6 protein-coding genes are annotated in these 18,570 nt (G+C 34.9%); all 6 read left to right on the top strand.

The genetic code is table 11. From position 1 onward, the window contains the following. Nucleotides 1-293 precede the first annotated feature (293 nt). Nucleotides 294-791: a bactofilin family protein gene (locus J2S15_RS12865; RefSeq protein WP_307408946.1), complete on the top strand. Its 498-nt coding sequence runs from the start codon at nucleotides 294-296 to the stop codon at nucleotides 789-791. 11 nt (nucleotides 792-802) lie between these two features. Beyond that, entirely contained in the window at nucleotides 803-1,291 is a 489-nt protein-coding gene (locus J2S15_RS12860) for a hypothetical protein (protein WP_307408944.1), read from the top strand. Between the two features lie 39 nt (nucleotides 1,292-1,330). Continuing rightward, the gene (locus tag J2S15_RS12855; protein WP_307408942.1) at nucleotides 1,331-2,494 is read left to right on the top strand and encodes a polymer-forming cytoskeletal protein; all 1,164 of its coding nucleotides are present in this window, start codon (nucleotides 1,331-1,333) and stop codon (nucleotides 2,492-2,494) included. A 23-nt stretch (nucleotides 2,495-2,517) separates the two neighbouring features. Further along, nucleotides 2,518-3,090 (top strand): signal peptidase I, encoded by a 573-nt coding sequence (gene lepB, locus J2S15_RS12850; RefSeq protein WP_307408940.1) that lies wholly within the window; start codon nucleotides 2,518-2,520, stop codon nucleotides 3,088-3,090. A 12-nt stretch (nucleotides 3,091-3,102) separates the two neighbouring features. Beyond that, nucleotides 3,103-4,470 carry a sigma-70 family RNA polymerase sigma factor gene (locus J2S15_RS12845; RefSeq protein ID WP_307408938.1) on the top strand — a complete coding sequence of 456 codons (1,368 nt, stop codon included), beginning with the start codon at nucleotides 3,103-3,105 and terminating at the stop codon, nucleotides 4,468-4,470. A gap of 66 nt (nucleotides 4,471-4,536) precedes the next feature. Further along, entirely contained in the window at nucleotides 4,537-18,522 is a 13,986-nt protein-coding gene (locus J2S15_RS12840) for a DUF7927 domain-containing protein (protein WP_307408936.1), read from the top strand. Nucleotides 18,523-18,570 lie beyond the last annotated feature (48 nt).

The following is an 18,570-nucleotide window of genomic DNA, read 5'->3' as shown; positions in this document are numbered from 1 at the left end:
ATAATGAATGATAGGAATTGAAATTAAAGGATAAATGGAAAAATAGAGTCATTTATGACATAAATTGTTTGATTTATTACATTTTGATTGGGTGGTAAGAAAAAGAGCGTAATTTGATGTACAGATAGAAATACATATAAAAATATAACTTTTTTAAGAAATATAGGAAAAAAATGAACCAATTGGTGAAAAAAAACGACTTTACTTTAACAGGGCATAGAATTTGAAAGCTCATGGAATCTAAAAAATATTTTTTAGATTATGAAAACTATTGAAGGACGGAGGAGAAAGAAATGGAATACAACAACGACAACATAGTTTCAAATGAAAATGATTACTCAGTATTTGCGAAAGGGTTGATTATAGAAGGTGATGTAACTTTAGTTACACCCTTAATCGCAAAAGGAGAAATCAAAGGAAATCTTACATGTGAAAGAGAAATTGAAATTGATGATGGGGCAATCATCACAGGAAATGTGAGTGGGAGCTCAATAACCTTATTAAGTGGAGTGATTAGTGGAGATGTGAATGCTGCTGGAAATGTATTAGTTGAAGCGGATTCAAAAATCAAAGGAAATGTTACTGGTGGAGTTATCAGCATTAATGGATTGGTGGAAGGAAATGTTACCAGCAGTTCAGAAGTAGTATTATCAAGCGAAGCAAGGATTTTTGGTGATATTACTGCCACTTATATTGATATCGAAAAGGGTGCAAAGATTCTAGGTGCTATTAACATTGGAGAAAAAGAAACAGGCAATGCTATGAACACTGTGGTTATTGACAGAGAATAGAGGCGGCTCAATTGATTGGTAAAGATGAAGGGAAGATTGGGATTAATAAGAAAATCAATAATATTGTGAAACGGATTGCTGTCATCTTTTTGGTAGGAATCTGTTTGTCTTGTTCTTCAGGAAGTAACGAAATTGTATGTGATTTGAAAGAATCTAGTGATGATCGTAATGACACTTATTGGATTCAATATGATGATGACACAATTACAATGTACAAATATCAGATTCGATTAGATTATGAAAAGTCTGGAGTTCCAAAAGAAGATTTAGAAGTATATGCAAATGATATCAAAGATATATATAAGGATACAAAAGTAACTTACTCTTATAAATTTGAAGATGATTTATTTATTGAAACCTTACAGGTGAAGATTGATGATAATTTTGAAGAGTTGAAAGCGACAGGGGTATTTAATGCCTATATAAACCAAGAATCAGAATACCTTAGTAAGGAAGTCTTTCTGAAAGTAATGGATGAGGAAGTATACACCTGTAAATAAGTATTGTAAGAAGTCATGAAGTGAAAGGAGATAAGTAATATGAGTAATTTTATAGGAGCAAATTTTCTATCAATGGAGTTTATTGTAACAGTTTTAGTTATCACTCTAGTAGTTATTGTGTTATCTCTGATTATTCGCAAATTGTTATGGAAGAAATTAGATAATGAAGTGTTGTTAGCTAATGAACTCTATGATGATATGTATAAAGATGTATATTCAGAGGAATGGGAAGAACTTGTGGAGTTATTAGTTAATAATCCAGACTTGTTAGAAAATGATATGTCAGATTTAAAAGAAGAATTTGGGCAACTGTCAAAAGAGTTGTCAGCATGTAAACTCTTAATTGATGATTTTAAAGAAAGCCGTTTGAATGGAATGGATTTAAAAGGTGCTAATTCAACGTTGACATTCATCAACGGAATGATGGACAACAGTATGTCGGAAATTAACGATTTTTATAAAAAATGCAAAAATGAGTTGGAAAAGACAGGGTTACCTAAAAAACGTGATTTGGTTCATTTAAATGCATTGGAAGAAAAAAAGCAACAAAAGCATTCGCAAAATGTGTCTGTTAAAGAAACACCTAAGGTGGAAACAACGAGAATCAGACCAAGCAGAATTGAGTCAGGTAATTTAAGCAAACCAACATTTAAACATAGAACAATTCAAAAACCAAAGACAGTAGTAGAAGAAACGAAGGTAATAATTGAAGATGTTCAGATTGAAGAACCAGTAATAGATCATGAGCCAGTATTTGAGCGAAGAGAATATAAACCAATGAGTACAGGTTTAGAAAATGAATCAATTATTGGTGTAGGTTCTGTAATTGATGGAAATATCCACTGTGAAGAAAATACTTTTATTAAAGGGAAAGTGAATGGAAGTATCTATTCTTCTAATCAGGTGGAAATCAGTAATGATGCAAAGGTTACAGGAAACATAGAAGCAAGTGGATTAAATATATTAAATGGAAAAGTTTATGGAAATATTAATACAAAAGAAGATGTGTATATAGCAGAAGATGTTTATGTCAAAGGAGACATTAAAACTAATTATGCATCAATTGAAGGTGCAATCGAAGGAAATGTTGATGCATTTAGTGCGGAGTTTATGAGCAAGTCCAGAGTAATGGGTGATATCGTTGTAGAACATATCCATATTGAAAAAGGAACGAAAATCAGTGGTAATTTGAAAATGAAATAAGTAGAACAAATAAGAGGGCGATTATGAAAACTGAAAAGAACCGTGAAGTTAAAAACCGAATAATACGTGATTCCAGAACAATAAAAATTATAAGTATGGTACGTATTCTTTTTGTGTTTTGTGGACTATTTTGGATTGTTATGAATTTCATCTTTAAACCAGTCGCAGTCACTGGCTCAAGTATGTACCCAGTGTTGGAAAATGATGAAATTATAATAACAGATCAGATTTCATATACCTTCAGTGAACCGAAGCGATTTGATATCGTTGTCGTATATTCTCCTGAAGAAGAAAAAAATGTATTGAAACGAATTATTGGGTTACCAAATGAAACTGTACAATACCGTGGAGACTCGCTTTATATTGATGGAAATCCAGTCTATGAGTATTTTATAGATGAGGAATATAAAGCAGAAGCAATGGAAGATAGTGATCTAGACTTTACGGAAGACTATGGTCCTGTAAAGTTGAAAGATGGTGAATATTTAGTCTGTGGTGATAATCGAGTAGTGTCAAAAGATTCTAGACACTTTGGCGTTGTTAAGGAAGAAGATATTATCGCAAGATATCTCTTCAGTCTTGACTGGCTTAATTAAGGAGGCGGGCATATGGCAAAGCAAATAATTGATCCCAAATTAGTAAGGGAATTTCAAAGTGGCAGTGAAAGTGCGTTTGCACAAATATATAAAATATATTCCAATCGTATCTTTTTTGTCGCTTATAACCATGTGAATAACGAGGAAGTGGCACAGGATGTCGTGCAGAATACTTTTTTGAGTGTATATAAATCAATCAATAAGCTTAAGACACCTGAAGCATTCCATGTGTGGATTATGCGAATTGCATATACCGAAAGTATCAATGTCCTTAGAAGTAATAAAAATAAAAGCGTGGAACTGCCAGAATTTTTAGATGTCAACAGCATGGAAGATGAATCAAATGTATCCATGGACAGTCATATGGATGGAGTGATGCTTAGAGAAGCAATCGCCAAAGAAATTAATACAATGGACAACAAACTGAAAGATGTTGCTATTTTACGTTATGTTGAAGATCTGTCAGAAAAAGAAATATCTTATATATTAAAGATTCCTAAAGGAACTGTTAAAAGTAGAGCGCATCGAGCAAAAATAAAGTTACAGGGTAGTCTGCGAAAAAGTGGAATTACTCCTGCGACTTATAAGACATATGGTTTCTCAATACCAGTTTTATTTGCTTCGGGATTTCAATATATTCAAGGGACAATTGTTAGTAGCACCCCTGAATATACATCTATCGCAACTGCCGTAAAAACTGCTGGAGCTGCTGGTGCAGCAGGAGGAATATTAGCAGGTGCTGGTGGTGCGTCTGTAGCGAAGAAGGTAATTCTTGGTGGGATTCTTGCAGCGATACCTGTAACACTGTTTTTGATGGATGATAAAAATGAACCGAAAGCCTTTGAAGGCGAAATGATGGTAAAGCCAGATATCGATTTTGAAGAAGAAGTATGTCAGATTGAGAGTATTACCTATAACGAAGAATATACAAATCAAGCAATTAAAGTAGAAGTACATACCAGTAATGATCTTTATGATCAGATTCTACTCAACGATAAAGAATCAATGTATATAGAAGAGAATGGACAGTATGTAGTGAAGATAATGAAAGATGGACAAGTGGTAGATGAACAAATTATCGTTATAAATAATATTGATAAAGCATCTCCAGTCTATGTAAGAAATGATGTAGTAGGTACTAATAAATATATTTTATATTTAGAAGATGATGTTTCAGGTGTTGATCCTGCAAAGATAGAATATTATAAAAATGGAAATCGTTCTTATGACTATACATATAATGTGAATAGTAATTCAATTGAATTTATTTATGAAGATTTTAGTGAAAACATATTCATAGTCTATGATTACGCTAATAATGATTTGGAAATTACCGTCATCTCAGAAAATTTATACAAAAACCAAGAACCTTTCAATTAAGATTAACGACTTTATATATTGATGGCGACATTAATATGAATGCTGTTATCAGAAAAGGAGGAAAAAATGAAGAAAAAGAGAGATTATATCCAAAAGGGTAAAGAAAAGTTAATTAAGCTAGTAAAAATGACATTTGCTTTTCTGATTGCTTTAGCATCACTTAATTTATCGTCATTATTCGGTATTGATGATTTACAAGTAAGTGTGGAAGCAGCTACCACTGAGGATATATTTGGCGAGGATTCCAATTTTTTAATAGACAGTATTGATTGGAACAATTTACCAGGTTCTGTTGAGTACCTTGAAGGTATCGGTGATTATGATGCTGAAAGTGTTGGTCAACGCTCTGTAGTTAAAATGACACAAGTCTCTAATGGACAAATGGGTGCAATGGCATTGGATGCCAATGGAGCAGTTTGGTCATGGGGATATAACTTATACGGAGAATTAGGAATTGGTAAAACCGTATCGCAACAAAATTATTTTGGTGGAATGAGAAGAATTCCTTATTTCGTTGATAATAATATTTTTGTAGTTCAGATTCAAGGAAACTATGAAAATAGAATGGCTCTTGATGATCAGGGGAATGTTTATACCTGGGGGCATGGAGCATATGGACAAATGGGAAATGGTACTACAACAGGTACCAATACAACACCACAAAAAGTGCCAGGGCTACCAAAGATAAAACAAATTCTTTCAAGTAGTGGAGAAATCATGGGATTTAACTACGCGATTGATGAAGATGGACAAATTTGGGGTTGGGGGTACAATTCTTTTGGTGCTTTAGGTACTGGATCAATTGCAACATCGCAGACAACTCCAGTTAAAATTAGTGTTCCAACAGGAACGAAGTTTGTTGCAATGACAGCAGGGGATCACCAATTCCATGCGATTGATGAAAATGGTGATATCTGGAGTGCTGGGTATCAATATCAAGGAAGACTTGGTAATGGGCAAACAGCAGGATACAATGCAACACTGACAAAAATGACAAAACCTGCAGGTATGGGGAAAGTCGTTGATATTAGTTCTTGTTATGGAATGAACGTTGCATTAGATGAAAACGGCCTTGTATGGCAGTGGGGTGCCGTTTATGGTATGGCTGCAAGTACAGGTACTGCGACAGCGATTAGCCGCCCACAAGTGGTGGAAACTGATTCTGCAGAAATTTCTAAAGTGGGTTATACACCAGTAGCACAAAAGGTGTTTGCAGGTGAGAGTGTTAGTTACTTTGTTGACCAGCATGGACGTTCATGGGCTTGGGGAAGTAATCGATATTTTGGTTTAGGTCGTGAAGGTGGTTATGAGACTGCAAATGACATTCAACTTACCAAAGCACAACAATGGCCAAAGGTAATTGGTGATGGAGATACACAAATTTATGATTCTTCAGCAAAAACACCTTTTACAGGTTCTAGCAGAAATGCAACTTATGGATATGGATTTAATACATTACATCCAACTATTTATGATGAAAAGTACAAAGGGAATGCAAAAGAAAATGTATGGCGTGAACTTGCATTTAAGAATATCCCGTATGTGACACAAATCGTATCCGCAAGATCTACTTATACGCTACTAGATGAATCTGGTAACATTTATAAGTGGGGGAATGATGGTTCAGGTTCCATTGCATGGGGCTGGGATTATAATAGCAGATATGATTCAAATGGTAGTTTGACTGCCGGGTTATATGACCGCTATACATACGAAGTTATGTTTATGCGTGGTATGCCTACAGCAGAACCAATGTACTCAACAGTAGATAAAACAAAAGAAAAAATCTATATTGATGAAGACAATCCTAAGAAGGATACAGTTACAATTGAAACACATATGCCAGCAAAATTCGAAGATGCTTCATTGAACTTGAGTTATACTCCAGAATTACGTTCAATCAAGTATGTGATATTGCCTTACGATACTGATAATGATGATTTTAATGCTACAAGCATTTCATCTGATCGTTTTGAAGAATTGTATGCAAGTGGTAACTATACTACAGGTGAATTGCTGGATGATAAAATTCTGGCAGATGCAACAGCAAAAACAGTTGAAAATACGTTAGATATTTATGATAACTGTAAAGTAATTGTAATGGTGGAAGGATATTCATATTCTCAAACTACAAAAGAAGTTACTTCATATGTTGCAGATAACTTCTATACACCAGTGAAATCTACACATGTAGGTAATGGTTATGTAGATGGAGAAATCTATGAAAATATCTATACTGCAACAACAGACAATGTAGTTAACAAAGATGCAGATGGAAAAGTAATTGAAACAGCAGGTATCCCATTAGATGCTAATGGAAACGTAATTGAAAATCCAACATTTGGATACGATAGTACAACCATTACAAAATACGATGAATTACCAAATGGTGAAGATAAGTATTGGCTGTTCCAAACACCACAAGATGCAACAAAGACAATTACATTGGATGATGAGAAGTATGTAAATGATGAAGGTACATATGAACATGAATTCAAGTATGAAAGAAATCCATCTGGATGGATTACTATTTCATATCAGGGAATTGATGTAGATACAAACCAGGCATTACCAGCCTTCTCAATGAGTCCAAATCCAGAAATTGTAAAAATTGATAAAGAGTTGACAAGAACGCCAACAAGTATCGAAAACTATGATATTTTAGGATATCGTATCAATACAGATACCACAATTTATGATTTAGACTCAAGTGGCGACTTTATTTACACACCAACAGGAGATACTGATGTAACATTCTTATATGGAACATGGTCATCAGAAGGAAATAAATCAGTTAGTGACGCTAACAATGATACATTTGCTTCCCCAGGTGAAGAGTTGGTGTATACACTAACATATGAAAATGAAGGTAGTGGAGCAATGCGTAACATGTTAGTTCAAGATAAACTGACAGAGGTATTAAAATACGTAGATGATCCAACTTCAGCATCGGTTACAATTAACAACAATGGTCAAATATCAACAAAAACAGTACAAGACTTAATTGATGGATTCACAATCGATGAAGTGAAAGGTAAAACTACAGTTACAATCAGTTTCAAAGTAACAGTGAAAACAGACATTGATTTAGAAACAGTAAGCAAGATTACAAATACGGCAACGTTAGGTGATATTGAGCGTGGAACTGAAATCAATGTTGGTAAAGCTGAACTTGATTTAGATAAAGCTGTATCTGACGCAAATGGTGATGGTTATGCAACACCTGGTGAGGAGTTGACGTATACAATTACAACTACAAATAAGGGACCTGCAAATGCAAGTAACTTAGTAATTAAAGATGAGTTACTTGGTGTACTTCCTCATGTAGAAGATACAAGTGCCACTGTAGTTACGTTAGATGTAAACGGAACGAAGACAACACACACAATTCAAGACTTAGTTGGTGGAATCACAGTTTCAGAACTAAAAGCAACGGAAACAGCAACTGTGACATTTACAGTTACAGTGAAATCAGATCTGGATCTTGATACAGTTAAGGAAATAAAAAATCAGGCAACATCAAATGATGAACCAGGACCTGAAATTACAATTCCAACAGGAAAAGCAAACCTTAAATCAGCGAAGAGTGTAGAGGATGCAAATAATGATGGATATGCATCACCAGGAGAACAACTGACATACACAATTACCACAGTGAATAATGGACCAGCAGACGCAACTAACCTGTTAGTTCAAGATAAACTTACAAATGTATTAGGAAATGTAAATGATACAAGTGCTACAGTGGTAAGTGTAGATATTGATGGAACGAAAACAAATTACACGATTCAAAATCTAGTAGATGGAATTAGAATTCCTACATTAGAGAGCGGATCAACATTAACAGTGACTTTCAAAGTAACCGTTAAGAGTGATTTAGATACGACAACCGTAACTTCAATTGCTAACCAAGCGACTATCGGAGATACAGATCCAAAAACTGAAATCCCAACTGCAGAGGCCGATTTATCATCTGGTAAATCAGTTGTTGATGAAAGTGGAGATAATATCGCATCACCAGGAGAACAGCTTACTTATACTATTACAGCTACCAACAATGGAGATGCAGATAGTGGTGATGTAGTCTTAAAAGATGAAATGACAAACTTGTTACCTCATATTAGTGAGGATGCAGCTTCAATTGTAGTAAATGTTAGCAGTGATACAGATGCAAGTAAAAACGGAACAGTAAGTGGAAGTGCTTTAGTTTCTGGACTAACTTACAAGTTAAAAGGAAACGAAACAGTAACTCTTACATTTACCGTAACTGTAAAATCAGACTTAGATACAAGTACAGTAACTGCAATTTCGAACCAAGCAACACTAGATGGTGAAAAAGGACCTGAGGTTGAAATTCCAACAGGAAAGACAAGCTTAAGTAACGAAAAATCTGTAGTGGATGCGAATAGTGATGGATATGCATCGCCAGGTGAAGAATTGACGTATACGATTACAACTACAAACAATGGTAGTGTAGCTGCTAAGAATGTAGTCATCAAAGATGAACTTACAGATGTGTTACCACACGTAGATGATCCAAAAGCAAATACAGTAACAATAAATGTTGGAGGCTCAATTACAACAAAAACAGTTCAAGACTTGATAGATGGAATTACAATAGATGAAATAGGTGCAGGTGTAACTGTGACAGTAAGCTTCAAAGTTACTGTGTTAGAAGATCTGGATGTTGATACAGTTAAAGAAATTAAAAACCAAGCAACATTAGGAGATGAACCAGGACCTGAAATCATAATTCCAGTGGAAAAAGCGAATCTTAAGTCAGCAAAAAGTGTAACAGATGCAAATGATGATGGATACGCATCACCAGGAGAGCAACTGACATACACTATTGTATCAACAAATAATGGCCCAGCAGATGCAACAAACCTGTTAGTTCAAGATAAGCTTACAAATGTATTAGGAAATGTAAATGATACAAGTTCAACAGTAGTAAGCGTAGATATTGATGGAACGAAAACAAATTATACAATCCAAAATCTGGTAGACGGAATTAGAATTCCTACACTGAAAAATGGATCAACTTTGACTGTTACATTCAAAGTAACAGTTAAGAATGATTTGGATACAACAACAGTAACTTCAATCGCTAACCAAGCAACAATTGGAGATACCGATCCTAAGACTGAGATTCCAACAGCGAATGCAGACTTCGGTTCCGGAAAATCAGTTGTTGATGAAAGTGGAGATAATATTGCTTCTCCAGGAGAAAAACTTACTTATACAATCACAGCAACCAACAATGGAAATGCAGATAGTGGAGATGTAGTCTTAAAAGATGAAATGACAAACTTGTTACCTCATATTAGTGAGGATGCAACTTCGATTGTAGTAAACGTTAGCAGTGATACAGATTCAAGTAAAGATGGAACAGTGAGTGGAAGTGCTTTAGTTTCAGGATTAACTTACAAGTTAAAAGGAAATGAAACAATTACATTAACATTCACAGTAACTGTAAAATCAGACTTGGATACAAGTACAGTAACATCAATTTCGAACCAAGCGACACTAGATGGAGAAAAAGGACCTGAGGTTGAAATTCCAACAGGAAAGACAAACTTAAGTAATAACAAAAATGTAGTGGATGCAAATGGCGATGGATATGCATCACCAGGTGAAGAATTAACATATACAATCTCGACTACAAACAATGGCAGTGTAACTGCTAAGAATGTAGTCATCAAAGATGAATTAACAAGTGTATTACCACATGTAGATGATCCAACGGCAAATGCAGTAACAGTAAATGTTGGTGGTTCAATAACTACAAAAACAGTTCAAGACTTGATAGATGGAATTACAATAGATGAAATAGGTGCGGGAGTAAGTGTAACAGTAAGTTTCAAAGTTACAGTAAAATCAGACCTAGATGTTGATACAGTTAAAGAAATAAAAAACCAGGCAACATTAGGAGATGAACCAGGACCAGAAATTATAATTCCAGTAGAAAAAGCAAACCTTAAATCAGCGAAGAGTGTAAGTGATGCAAATGATGATGGATATGCATCACCAGGAGAACAATTATCTTACACAATTACAACAGTGAATAATGGACCAGCAGATGCAACTAATCTGTTAGTTCAAGATAAACTTACAAATGTATTAGGTCATGTAAATGATACAAATTCAACAGTTGTAAGCGTAGATATTGATGGAACGAAAACAAATTATTCTATTCAAAATCTAGTAGATGGAATTAGAATTCCAACGCTGAAAAATGGATCAACATTAACGGTTACATTCAAAGTAACAGTGAAATCAGATCTAGATACGACAACAGTAACTTCAATCGCTAACCAAGCAACAATTGGAGATACTGATCCAAAGACTGAAATTCCAACAGCGGGAGCAGACTTTATTACTAACAAATCAGTAACAGATGAAAGTGGAGATAATATTGCATCACCAGGAGAAAAGTTAACGTATGTAATTACGGCAACCAACAATGGAAATGCAGATAGTGGTGATGTAGTCTTAAAAGATGAAATGACAAACTTACTACCTCATATTGATGAAGATGCTTCAACAATTTCAGTAACAGTAAGTAGTGACAAAGATTCAAGTAAAGATGGAACGGTAAATGGAAGTGATTTAGTTTCTGGATTAACTTACAAGTTAAAAGGAAAAGAGACAGTCACATTAACATTCACAGTAACTGTAAAATCAGACTTAGATACAAGTACAGTGAAATCAATTTCTAACCAAGCAACACTAGATGGTGAAAAAGGACCTGAGGTTGAAATTCCAACAGGAAAGACAAGCTTAAGTAACGAAAAATCTGTAGTGGATGCGAATAGTGATGGATATGCATCGCCAGGTGAAGAATTGACGTATACGATTACAACTACAAACAATGGTAGTGTAGCTGCTAAGAATGTAGTCATCAAAGATGAACTTACAGATGTGTTACCACACGTTGATGATCCAAAAGCAAATACAGTAACAGTAAATGTTGGTGGTTCAGTAACTACAAAAACAGTTCAAGATTTAATTGATGGAATTACAATAGATGAAATAGGTGCAGGAGTAACAGTAACAGTAAGTTTCAAAGTTACAGTACTGGAAGATTTAGATGTTGAAACGGTTAAAGAAATTAAAAACCAGGCAACATTAGGAGATGAACCGGGACCAGAAATCATAATTCCAGTAGAAAAAGCAAATCTTAAATCAGCGAAGAGTGTAAGTGATGCAAATGATGATGGATATGCATCACCAGGAGAACAATTATCTTACACAATTACAACAGTGAATAATGGCCCAGCAGATGCAAGTAATCTGTTAGTTCAAGATAAGCTTACAAATGTATTAGGTCATGTAAATGATACAAGTTCAACAGTAGTAAGCGTAGATATTGACGGAACGAAAACAAATTATTCTATTCAAAATCTAGTAGATGGAATTAGAATTCCTACGTTAGAGAGTGGGTCAACATTAACAGTAACGTTTAAAGTAACCGTTAAGAGTGATTTGGATACAACAACAGTAACTTCAATCGCTAACCAAGCAACAATTGGAGATACCGAGCCAAAGACTGAAATTCCAACAGCAGATTCAGACTTTACAACTGGTAAGAGTGTATCAGATGAAAGTGGAGATAATATAGCTTCACCAGGAGAAAAATTAACGTATACAATCACAGCAACGAACAATGGAGATGCAGATAGTAATGATGTAATCTTAAAAGATGAGATGACAAACTTATTACCTCATATTGATGAAAGTGCAGCTTCAATTGTAGTAAACGTCAGCAGTGATACAGATTCAAGTAAAGATGGAACAGTGAGTGGAAGTGATTTGGTTTCTGGATTAACTTACAAGTTAAAAGGCAATGAAACAGTAACTCTTACATTTGCAGTAACTGTAAAATCAGACTTGGATACAGATACAGTGAAGTCAATTTCAAACCAAGCGACACTAGATGGAGAAAAAGGACCTGAGGTTGAAATTCCAACAGGAAAGACAAACTTAAGTAATAACAAAAATGTAGAGGACGCAAATGGTGATGGATATGCATCGCCAGGAGAAGAATTGACATACACAATTTCAACTACAAACAATGGTGGTGTAACTGCTAAGAATGTAGTCATCAAAGATGAACTTACAGATGTATTACTGCATGTAGATGATCCAAAAGCAAATACAGTAACAGTAAATGTTGGCGGTTCAGTAACTACAAAAACAGTTCAAGACTTAATTGATGGAATTACGATAGATGAAATAGGTGTAGGAGTAAGTGTAACAGTAAGTTTCAAAGTTACAGTACTAGAAGACTTAGATCTTGAAACAGTTAAGGTTATCAAGAATCAGGCAACTCTAGGCGATGTGCCAGGACCTGAAATTGAAATTCCAACAGGAAAAGCAACTTTATCATCTACTAAGAGCGTAAGTGATGCTAGTGGAGATAATATAGCTTCACCAGGAGAAAAATTAACGTATACAATCACGGCAACAAATAATGGTGATGCAGAAAGTGGAAATGTAGTCTTAAAAGATGAAATGACAAACTTATTACCTCACATTGATGAAGCTGCTACAGCAATTACAGTAACAGTAAGTAGTGATACAGATGCAAGTAAGAATACTACAGTTAGTGGAGACGCTTTAGTTAGTGGATTAATCTATAAACTGGCTGCAGGTGAAACAATCACATTGACATTTGAAGTAACCGTTAAGAGTGATTTAGATACTACAACAGTAACATCAATTGCGAACCAAGCAACTTTGGGTGATACACCAGGACCAGAGATTGTAATTCCAACAGGAAAAACAAACTTAAGTAATGATAAAGATGTATCAGATGCAAATAATGATGGCTATGCATCACCAGGAGAAGAGTTGACATATACAATATCAACTACAAACAATGGAAGTGTTACAGCTAAGAATGTAGTAATTAAAGATGAACTTACAGATGTGTTACCACATGTAGATGATCCAAAAGCAAATACGGTAAGTGTAAATGTCGGTGGAACAGTGACTACAAAAACAGTTCAAGATTTGATTGATGGAATTACAATAGATGAAATAGGTCCAGGAGTAACAGTAACAGTAAGTTTCAAAGTTACAGTGCTAGAAGATCTAGATGTTGATACAGTTAAAGAAATTAAAAACCAGGCAACATTAGGAGATGAACCAGGACCAGAGATTGAGATTCCAACAGGAAAAGCAAATCTTAAATCAGCAAAAAGTGTATCAGATGCAAATGATGATGGATATGCATCACCAGGAGAGCAACTGTCATACACAATTACAACAGTGAATAATGGACCAGCAGATGCAACAAACTTACTAGTTCAAGATAAACTTACAAATGTATTAGGTCATGTAAATGATACAAGTGCTACCGTAGTAAGTGTAGATATCGATGGAACGAAAACAAATTACACAATCCAAAATCTGGTAGATGGAATTAGAATTCCTACATTAGAAAGTGGATCAACATTAACAGTAACGTTTAAAGTAACTGTTAAGAGTGATTTGGATACGACAACAGTGACTTCGATCGCTAACCAAGCGACTATCGGAGATACGGATCCAAAAGTAGAAATTCCAACATCAGATGCAGACTTTACTACAAATAAGAGTGTGAGCGATGCAAGCGGAGATAACATAGCTTCCCCAGGAGAACAACTTACATATGTAATTACTGCTACAAACAATGGAGATGCAGATAGTGATGATGTAATCTTAAAAGATGAGATGACAAATTTATTACCGCATATCGATGAAGCTGCTTCAGCAATTTCAGTAACAGTAAGTAGTGATAAAGATTCAAGTAAAGATGGAACGGTAAGTGGAAGTGATTTAGTTTCTGGATTAACTTACAAGTTAAAAGGAAATGAAACAATTACATTAATATTCACCGTAACTGTAAAATCAGACTTGGATACTAGTACAGTGAAATCAATTTCTAACCAAGCAACACTAGACGGTGAAAAAGGACCTGAGGTTGAAATTCCAACAGGAAAGACAAGCTTAAGTAACGAAAAAGCTGTAGTGGATGCAAATGATGACGGTTATGCGTCACCAGGTGAAGAATTGACATACACAATATCAACTACAAACAATGGTAGTGTAGCTGCTAAGAATGTAGTCATCAAAGATGAACTTACAGATGTGTTACCACATGTAAATGATCCAAAAGCAAATACAGTAACAGTAAATGTTGGAGGTTCAATTACAACAAAAACTGTTCAAGACTTGATTGATGGAATTACAATAGATGAAATAGGCGCAGGAGTAACAGTAACAGTAAGTTTCAAAGTTACTGTAAAATCAGACCTAGATGTTGACACAGTTAAAGAAATTAAAAACCAAGCAACATTAGGAGATGTACCAGGACCTGAAATTGAAATTCCAACAGGAAAAGCAAACCTTACATCAAATAAAACGGTAACAGATGCAAGTGGAGATAACGTAGCATCACCAGGTGAGAAGTTATCATACACAATCACAACTACAAATACTGGACCAGCAGATGCAACAAACCTGCTAGTTCAAGATAAGTTGGATAATGTATTACCACATGTAAATGATACAGCTTCTACAGTAGTGACTGTAGATATTGATGGAGTGAAAACAAATTATACAATCCAAAACTTAGTTGATGGAATTACAATTCCAACACTAGAAAAAGATTCAACATTAACAATTACATTTGATGTAACAGTTAAGAGTGACTTAGATACATCTACAGTAACTTCAATTGCGAATAAAGCAACGATTGGTGATACTGGACCAGAAATTACAATTCCAACGGGAAAAGCTGATTTTGTGACTGATAAAGATGTGAAAGATGCAAGTGGTGATAACATTGCATCACCAGGAGAAAAACTTACTTATACAATTATAGCTACAAATGGTGGAGATGCAACAAGTGATGATATCATGATTAAGGATACATTAGATAATGTATTACCTCATATTGATGAAGCATCATCAGCGATCTCTGTAAGCGTAACTAGTACAGATACAAGTAAGAATACTACCGTAACCGGAGATGACTTAATTAGTGGATTGACTTACAAACTTGCTTCAAAAGAAACAATAACTGTAACTTTCGAGGTAACAGTTAAGAGTGACTTAGATACATCTAAGGTAACTGCAATTTCTAATAAAGCAACAGTAGGGGATACAACACCAGAAATCACAATTCCGACAGGAAATAAGAATTTAAGTAACAATAAAGAAGTAGTCGACGCAAATGGCGATGGATTTGCATCACCAGGAGAAGAGTTGACATATACACTTACAACTACAAACAATGGTAGTGTAACAGCTAAGGATGTAGTCATCAAAGATGAACTTACAGATGTATTACCACATGTAAATGATCCAAAAGCAAATACAGTAACAGTAAATGTTGGTGGAACGGTAACTACTAAAACAGTTCAAGATTTGATTGATGGTATTGAAATTGATGAAATTGGAAAAGGTGTAACAGTAACAGTAAGCTTTAAGGTTACTGTGAAGTCAGACTTGGATGTTGAGACTGTTAAGTCAATCAAGAATCAGGCAACACTAGATGATATTCCAGGACCAGAAATTGAAATTCCAACAGGAAAAGCAACATTGACATCTGATAAAAGTGTAAGTGATGCAAACAATGATGGATATGCATCACCAGGAGAACAATTGACATATACAATTACAGCAACGAATACAGGAGATGCTGTAAGTGGAGATGTAGTAATCAAGGATGAAATGACGACATTGTTGCCAAACATTCAAGAAAAAGCAGCAGATATTAGTGTAACTGTAAATAGTAATACAGATGCAGCTAAAAATACTACAGTAAGTGGAACTGATTTAAATAGTGGACTTACATATAAGTTGGCAGCAAATGAAACAATTACGATACAGTTTACAGTAACAGTAGATGCATACTTGAATTTAACAAGTGTACCTTCAATTGCGAATAAAGCAACCGTTGGAGATACTACTCCTGAGATTACAATTCCAACAGGAAAAGCAATCATTAATGCATCAAAATCAGTATCTGATGCAAATGGTGACGAAGTGGCATCACCAACCGAAGTATTAGAATATACAATTACAGCATCAAACTCTGGAGTAGTGGCAAGTGATGATGTAGTAATTAAGGATACTTTGACTAGCGTTCTTCCACATATTGATGAAGCTTCTTCAGCAATTAGTGTAAACGTAAATAGTAATGTTGATGCTAGTAAGAATACAGTGGTAAGTGGAGATGCACTAATTAGTGGATTGACATACAAACTGGCACCATCTGAAGTGATTACTGTAACGTTCAAAGTAACAGTGAAAGCGGACTTAGATACTGAAGCAGTAAAAGAAATTATGAATACAGCAACCGTTGGTGGTCAAAACGAAACAGTTAAGATTCCAACTGGAAAATCAACAATTTCATCTTCGAAAACAGTTGTAGATGAAAGTGGAGATAAGATTGCATCACCAGGTGAGAAAATCACTTATACAATTACAGGAAAGAATACAGGTTCTGTAGTTGCAAATGATGTGCAATTTAAAGATGAATTAACTGGAGTTCTAGGTAATATCCAAGAATCATCAAGTGCTATTTCAGTAAATGTAAGTAGCAGTACTGATTCTGGTAAGAATACAACAATCACTGGAGATGAACTAATTAATGGTATTGTGTATAACCTAGCAGCATCAGAGGAAATCACAATTACGTTCAGCGTAACAGTGAAAGCAGATTTAGATACAGATGCAGTTACAGTACTTAAGAATATTGCGACAATAGGAGGAACAACTTCTACGGTTGAATTACCTACTGGAAAAGCAAATGTAATATCTGAAAAATCAGTTCGTGATGCAAGTGGAGACAACATAGCTTCACCAAATGAAGTTTTACACTATAGTATTGTATTGAACAATACAGGAGCAGTTGCTGCTGAAAATGTATTTGTTCAAGATACAATGAGTGGAATCTTAGCGCATATTGCAGAAACTCCAAGCACCGTAAGTGTTGGTGTAAAGAGTAATAAAGATGCAACTAAGAATACAACAATCTCTGCACAACAGTTGATTGATGGTGTTAACTATAATGTAGCAAGCGGTGAAATTATTACAATTACATTTGATGTAACTGTAAGTCCAGACTTAGACACGGAAGTAGTTAAGGAATTGACAAACATTGCAGTGATTGGTGATGGTGAAACTCCACCAGTAGTAATACCAACAGGAAAAGCAGACTTGCTTGCAAGCAAAGATGTAAAAGATGCTGATGGTAATGGTGAAGTTAGTGCAGGAGAAAAACTGACATATACAATCACAGCGAAAAACCAAGGTGATGTAGCATTGGAAGGTGTAACAATTAAAGATACACTTGATAAAGTATTACCTTACATTGCAGAAACTACAGATAATGTATCCGTAGTAGTTGCAAGTGATAGTGACAGTTCTAAGAACCAAACAGTGACATTGGCTGAATTAGTAAATGGAATCAGTATGGATATTGAGCCTAATGAAACTATCACAGTGACATTTGGTGTAACTATGAGTAGTACATTAAATGAAACACAAACAACTGTTATTGCAAACAAAGCAGTTGTAGGAGAACAGACTCCTGAAGTAGAAATTGAAGTAGCTCAAAGTGTATATCGAATCTATTACAATGGAAATGGATATACAGGTAGCGACGTACCAGTAGATGAAACAAGCTACTTCAGAAATGATCTTGTTACAATTAGAGGTTTCATGAGTAGAGTTTATACTCAAGAAAAATTTGTAGAGTGGAATAGTTCGCCTGATGGAACTGGTGTATCATTCAATATTGGAGATACAACAACATTTGCTCAAATGAGCAATATGGGAATCGTTGCAGCAGACAGATCAGTTACACTATACGCAATTTGGGAAAAAGAAGAAGTTCCAGTAGTTACTGATAAACCAGTAATAAGTTCAAACCCTTCAGTTGCACCAGCAACTGGTGACTTGTTCACTAGTTACGCTCTATATATTGGAGGAGCATTAATTCTGTTCTTTGGATGGTCTAAATTTAGATTTAGAAGATTCCATCAACGTAAGAAATAGTAGTAAATATTGTGTAGAAAACATATCAGAAAATATGATATGTTTTCT

It is taken from the genome of Breznakia pachnodae, from assembly GCF_030814225.1.
In the GTDB taxonomy this organism is placed as follows: domain Bacteria; phylum Bacillota_I; class Bacilli_A; order Erysipelotrichales; family Erysipelotrichaceae; genus Breznakia; species Breznakia pachnodae.
The sequence above is the reverse complement of the archived record's forward strand: the minus strand, read 5'-3'. Positions and strand labels throughout refer to the sequence as shown.

What these genes read in the sequence shown, in the direction of transcription:
- lepB (WP_307408940.1), top strand. Translation starts at nt 2,518, where the DNA reads ATGAAAACTGAAAAGAACCGTGAAGTTAAAAACCGAATAATACGTGAT.
- J2S15_RS12855 (WP_307408942.1), top strand. Translation starts at nt 1,331, where the DNA reads ATGAGTAATTTTATAGGAGCAAATTTTCTATCAATGGAGTTTATTGTA.
- J2S15_RS12845 (WP_307408938.1), top strand. Translation starts at nt 3,103, where the DNA reads ATGGCAAAGCAAATAATTGATCCCAAATTAGTAAGGGAATTTCAAAGT.
- J2S15_RS12865 (WP_307408946.1), top strand. Translation starts at nt 294, where the DNA reads ATGGAATACAACAACGACAACATAGTTTCAAATGAAAATGATTACTCA.
- J2S15_RS12840 (WP_307408936.1), top strand. Translation starts at nt 4,537, where the DNA reads ATGAAGAAAAAGAGAGATTATATCCAAAAGGGTAAAGAAAAGTTAATT.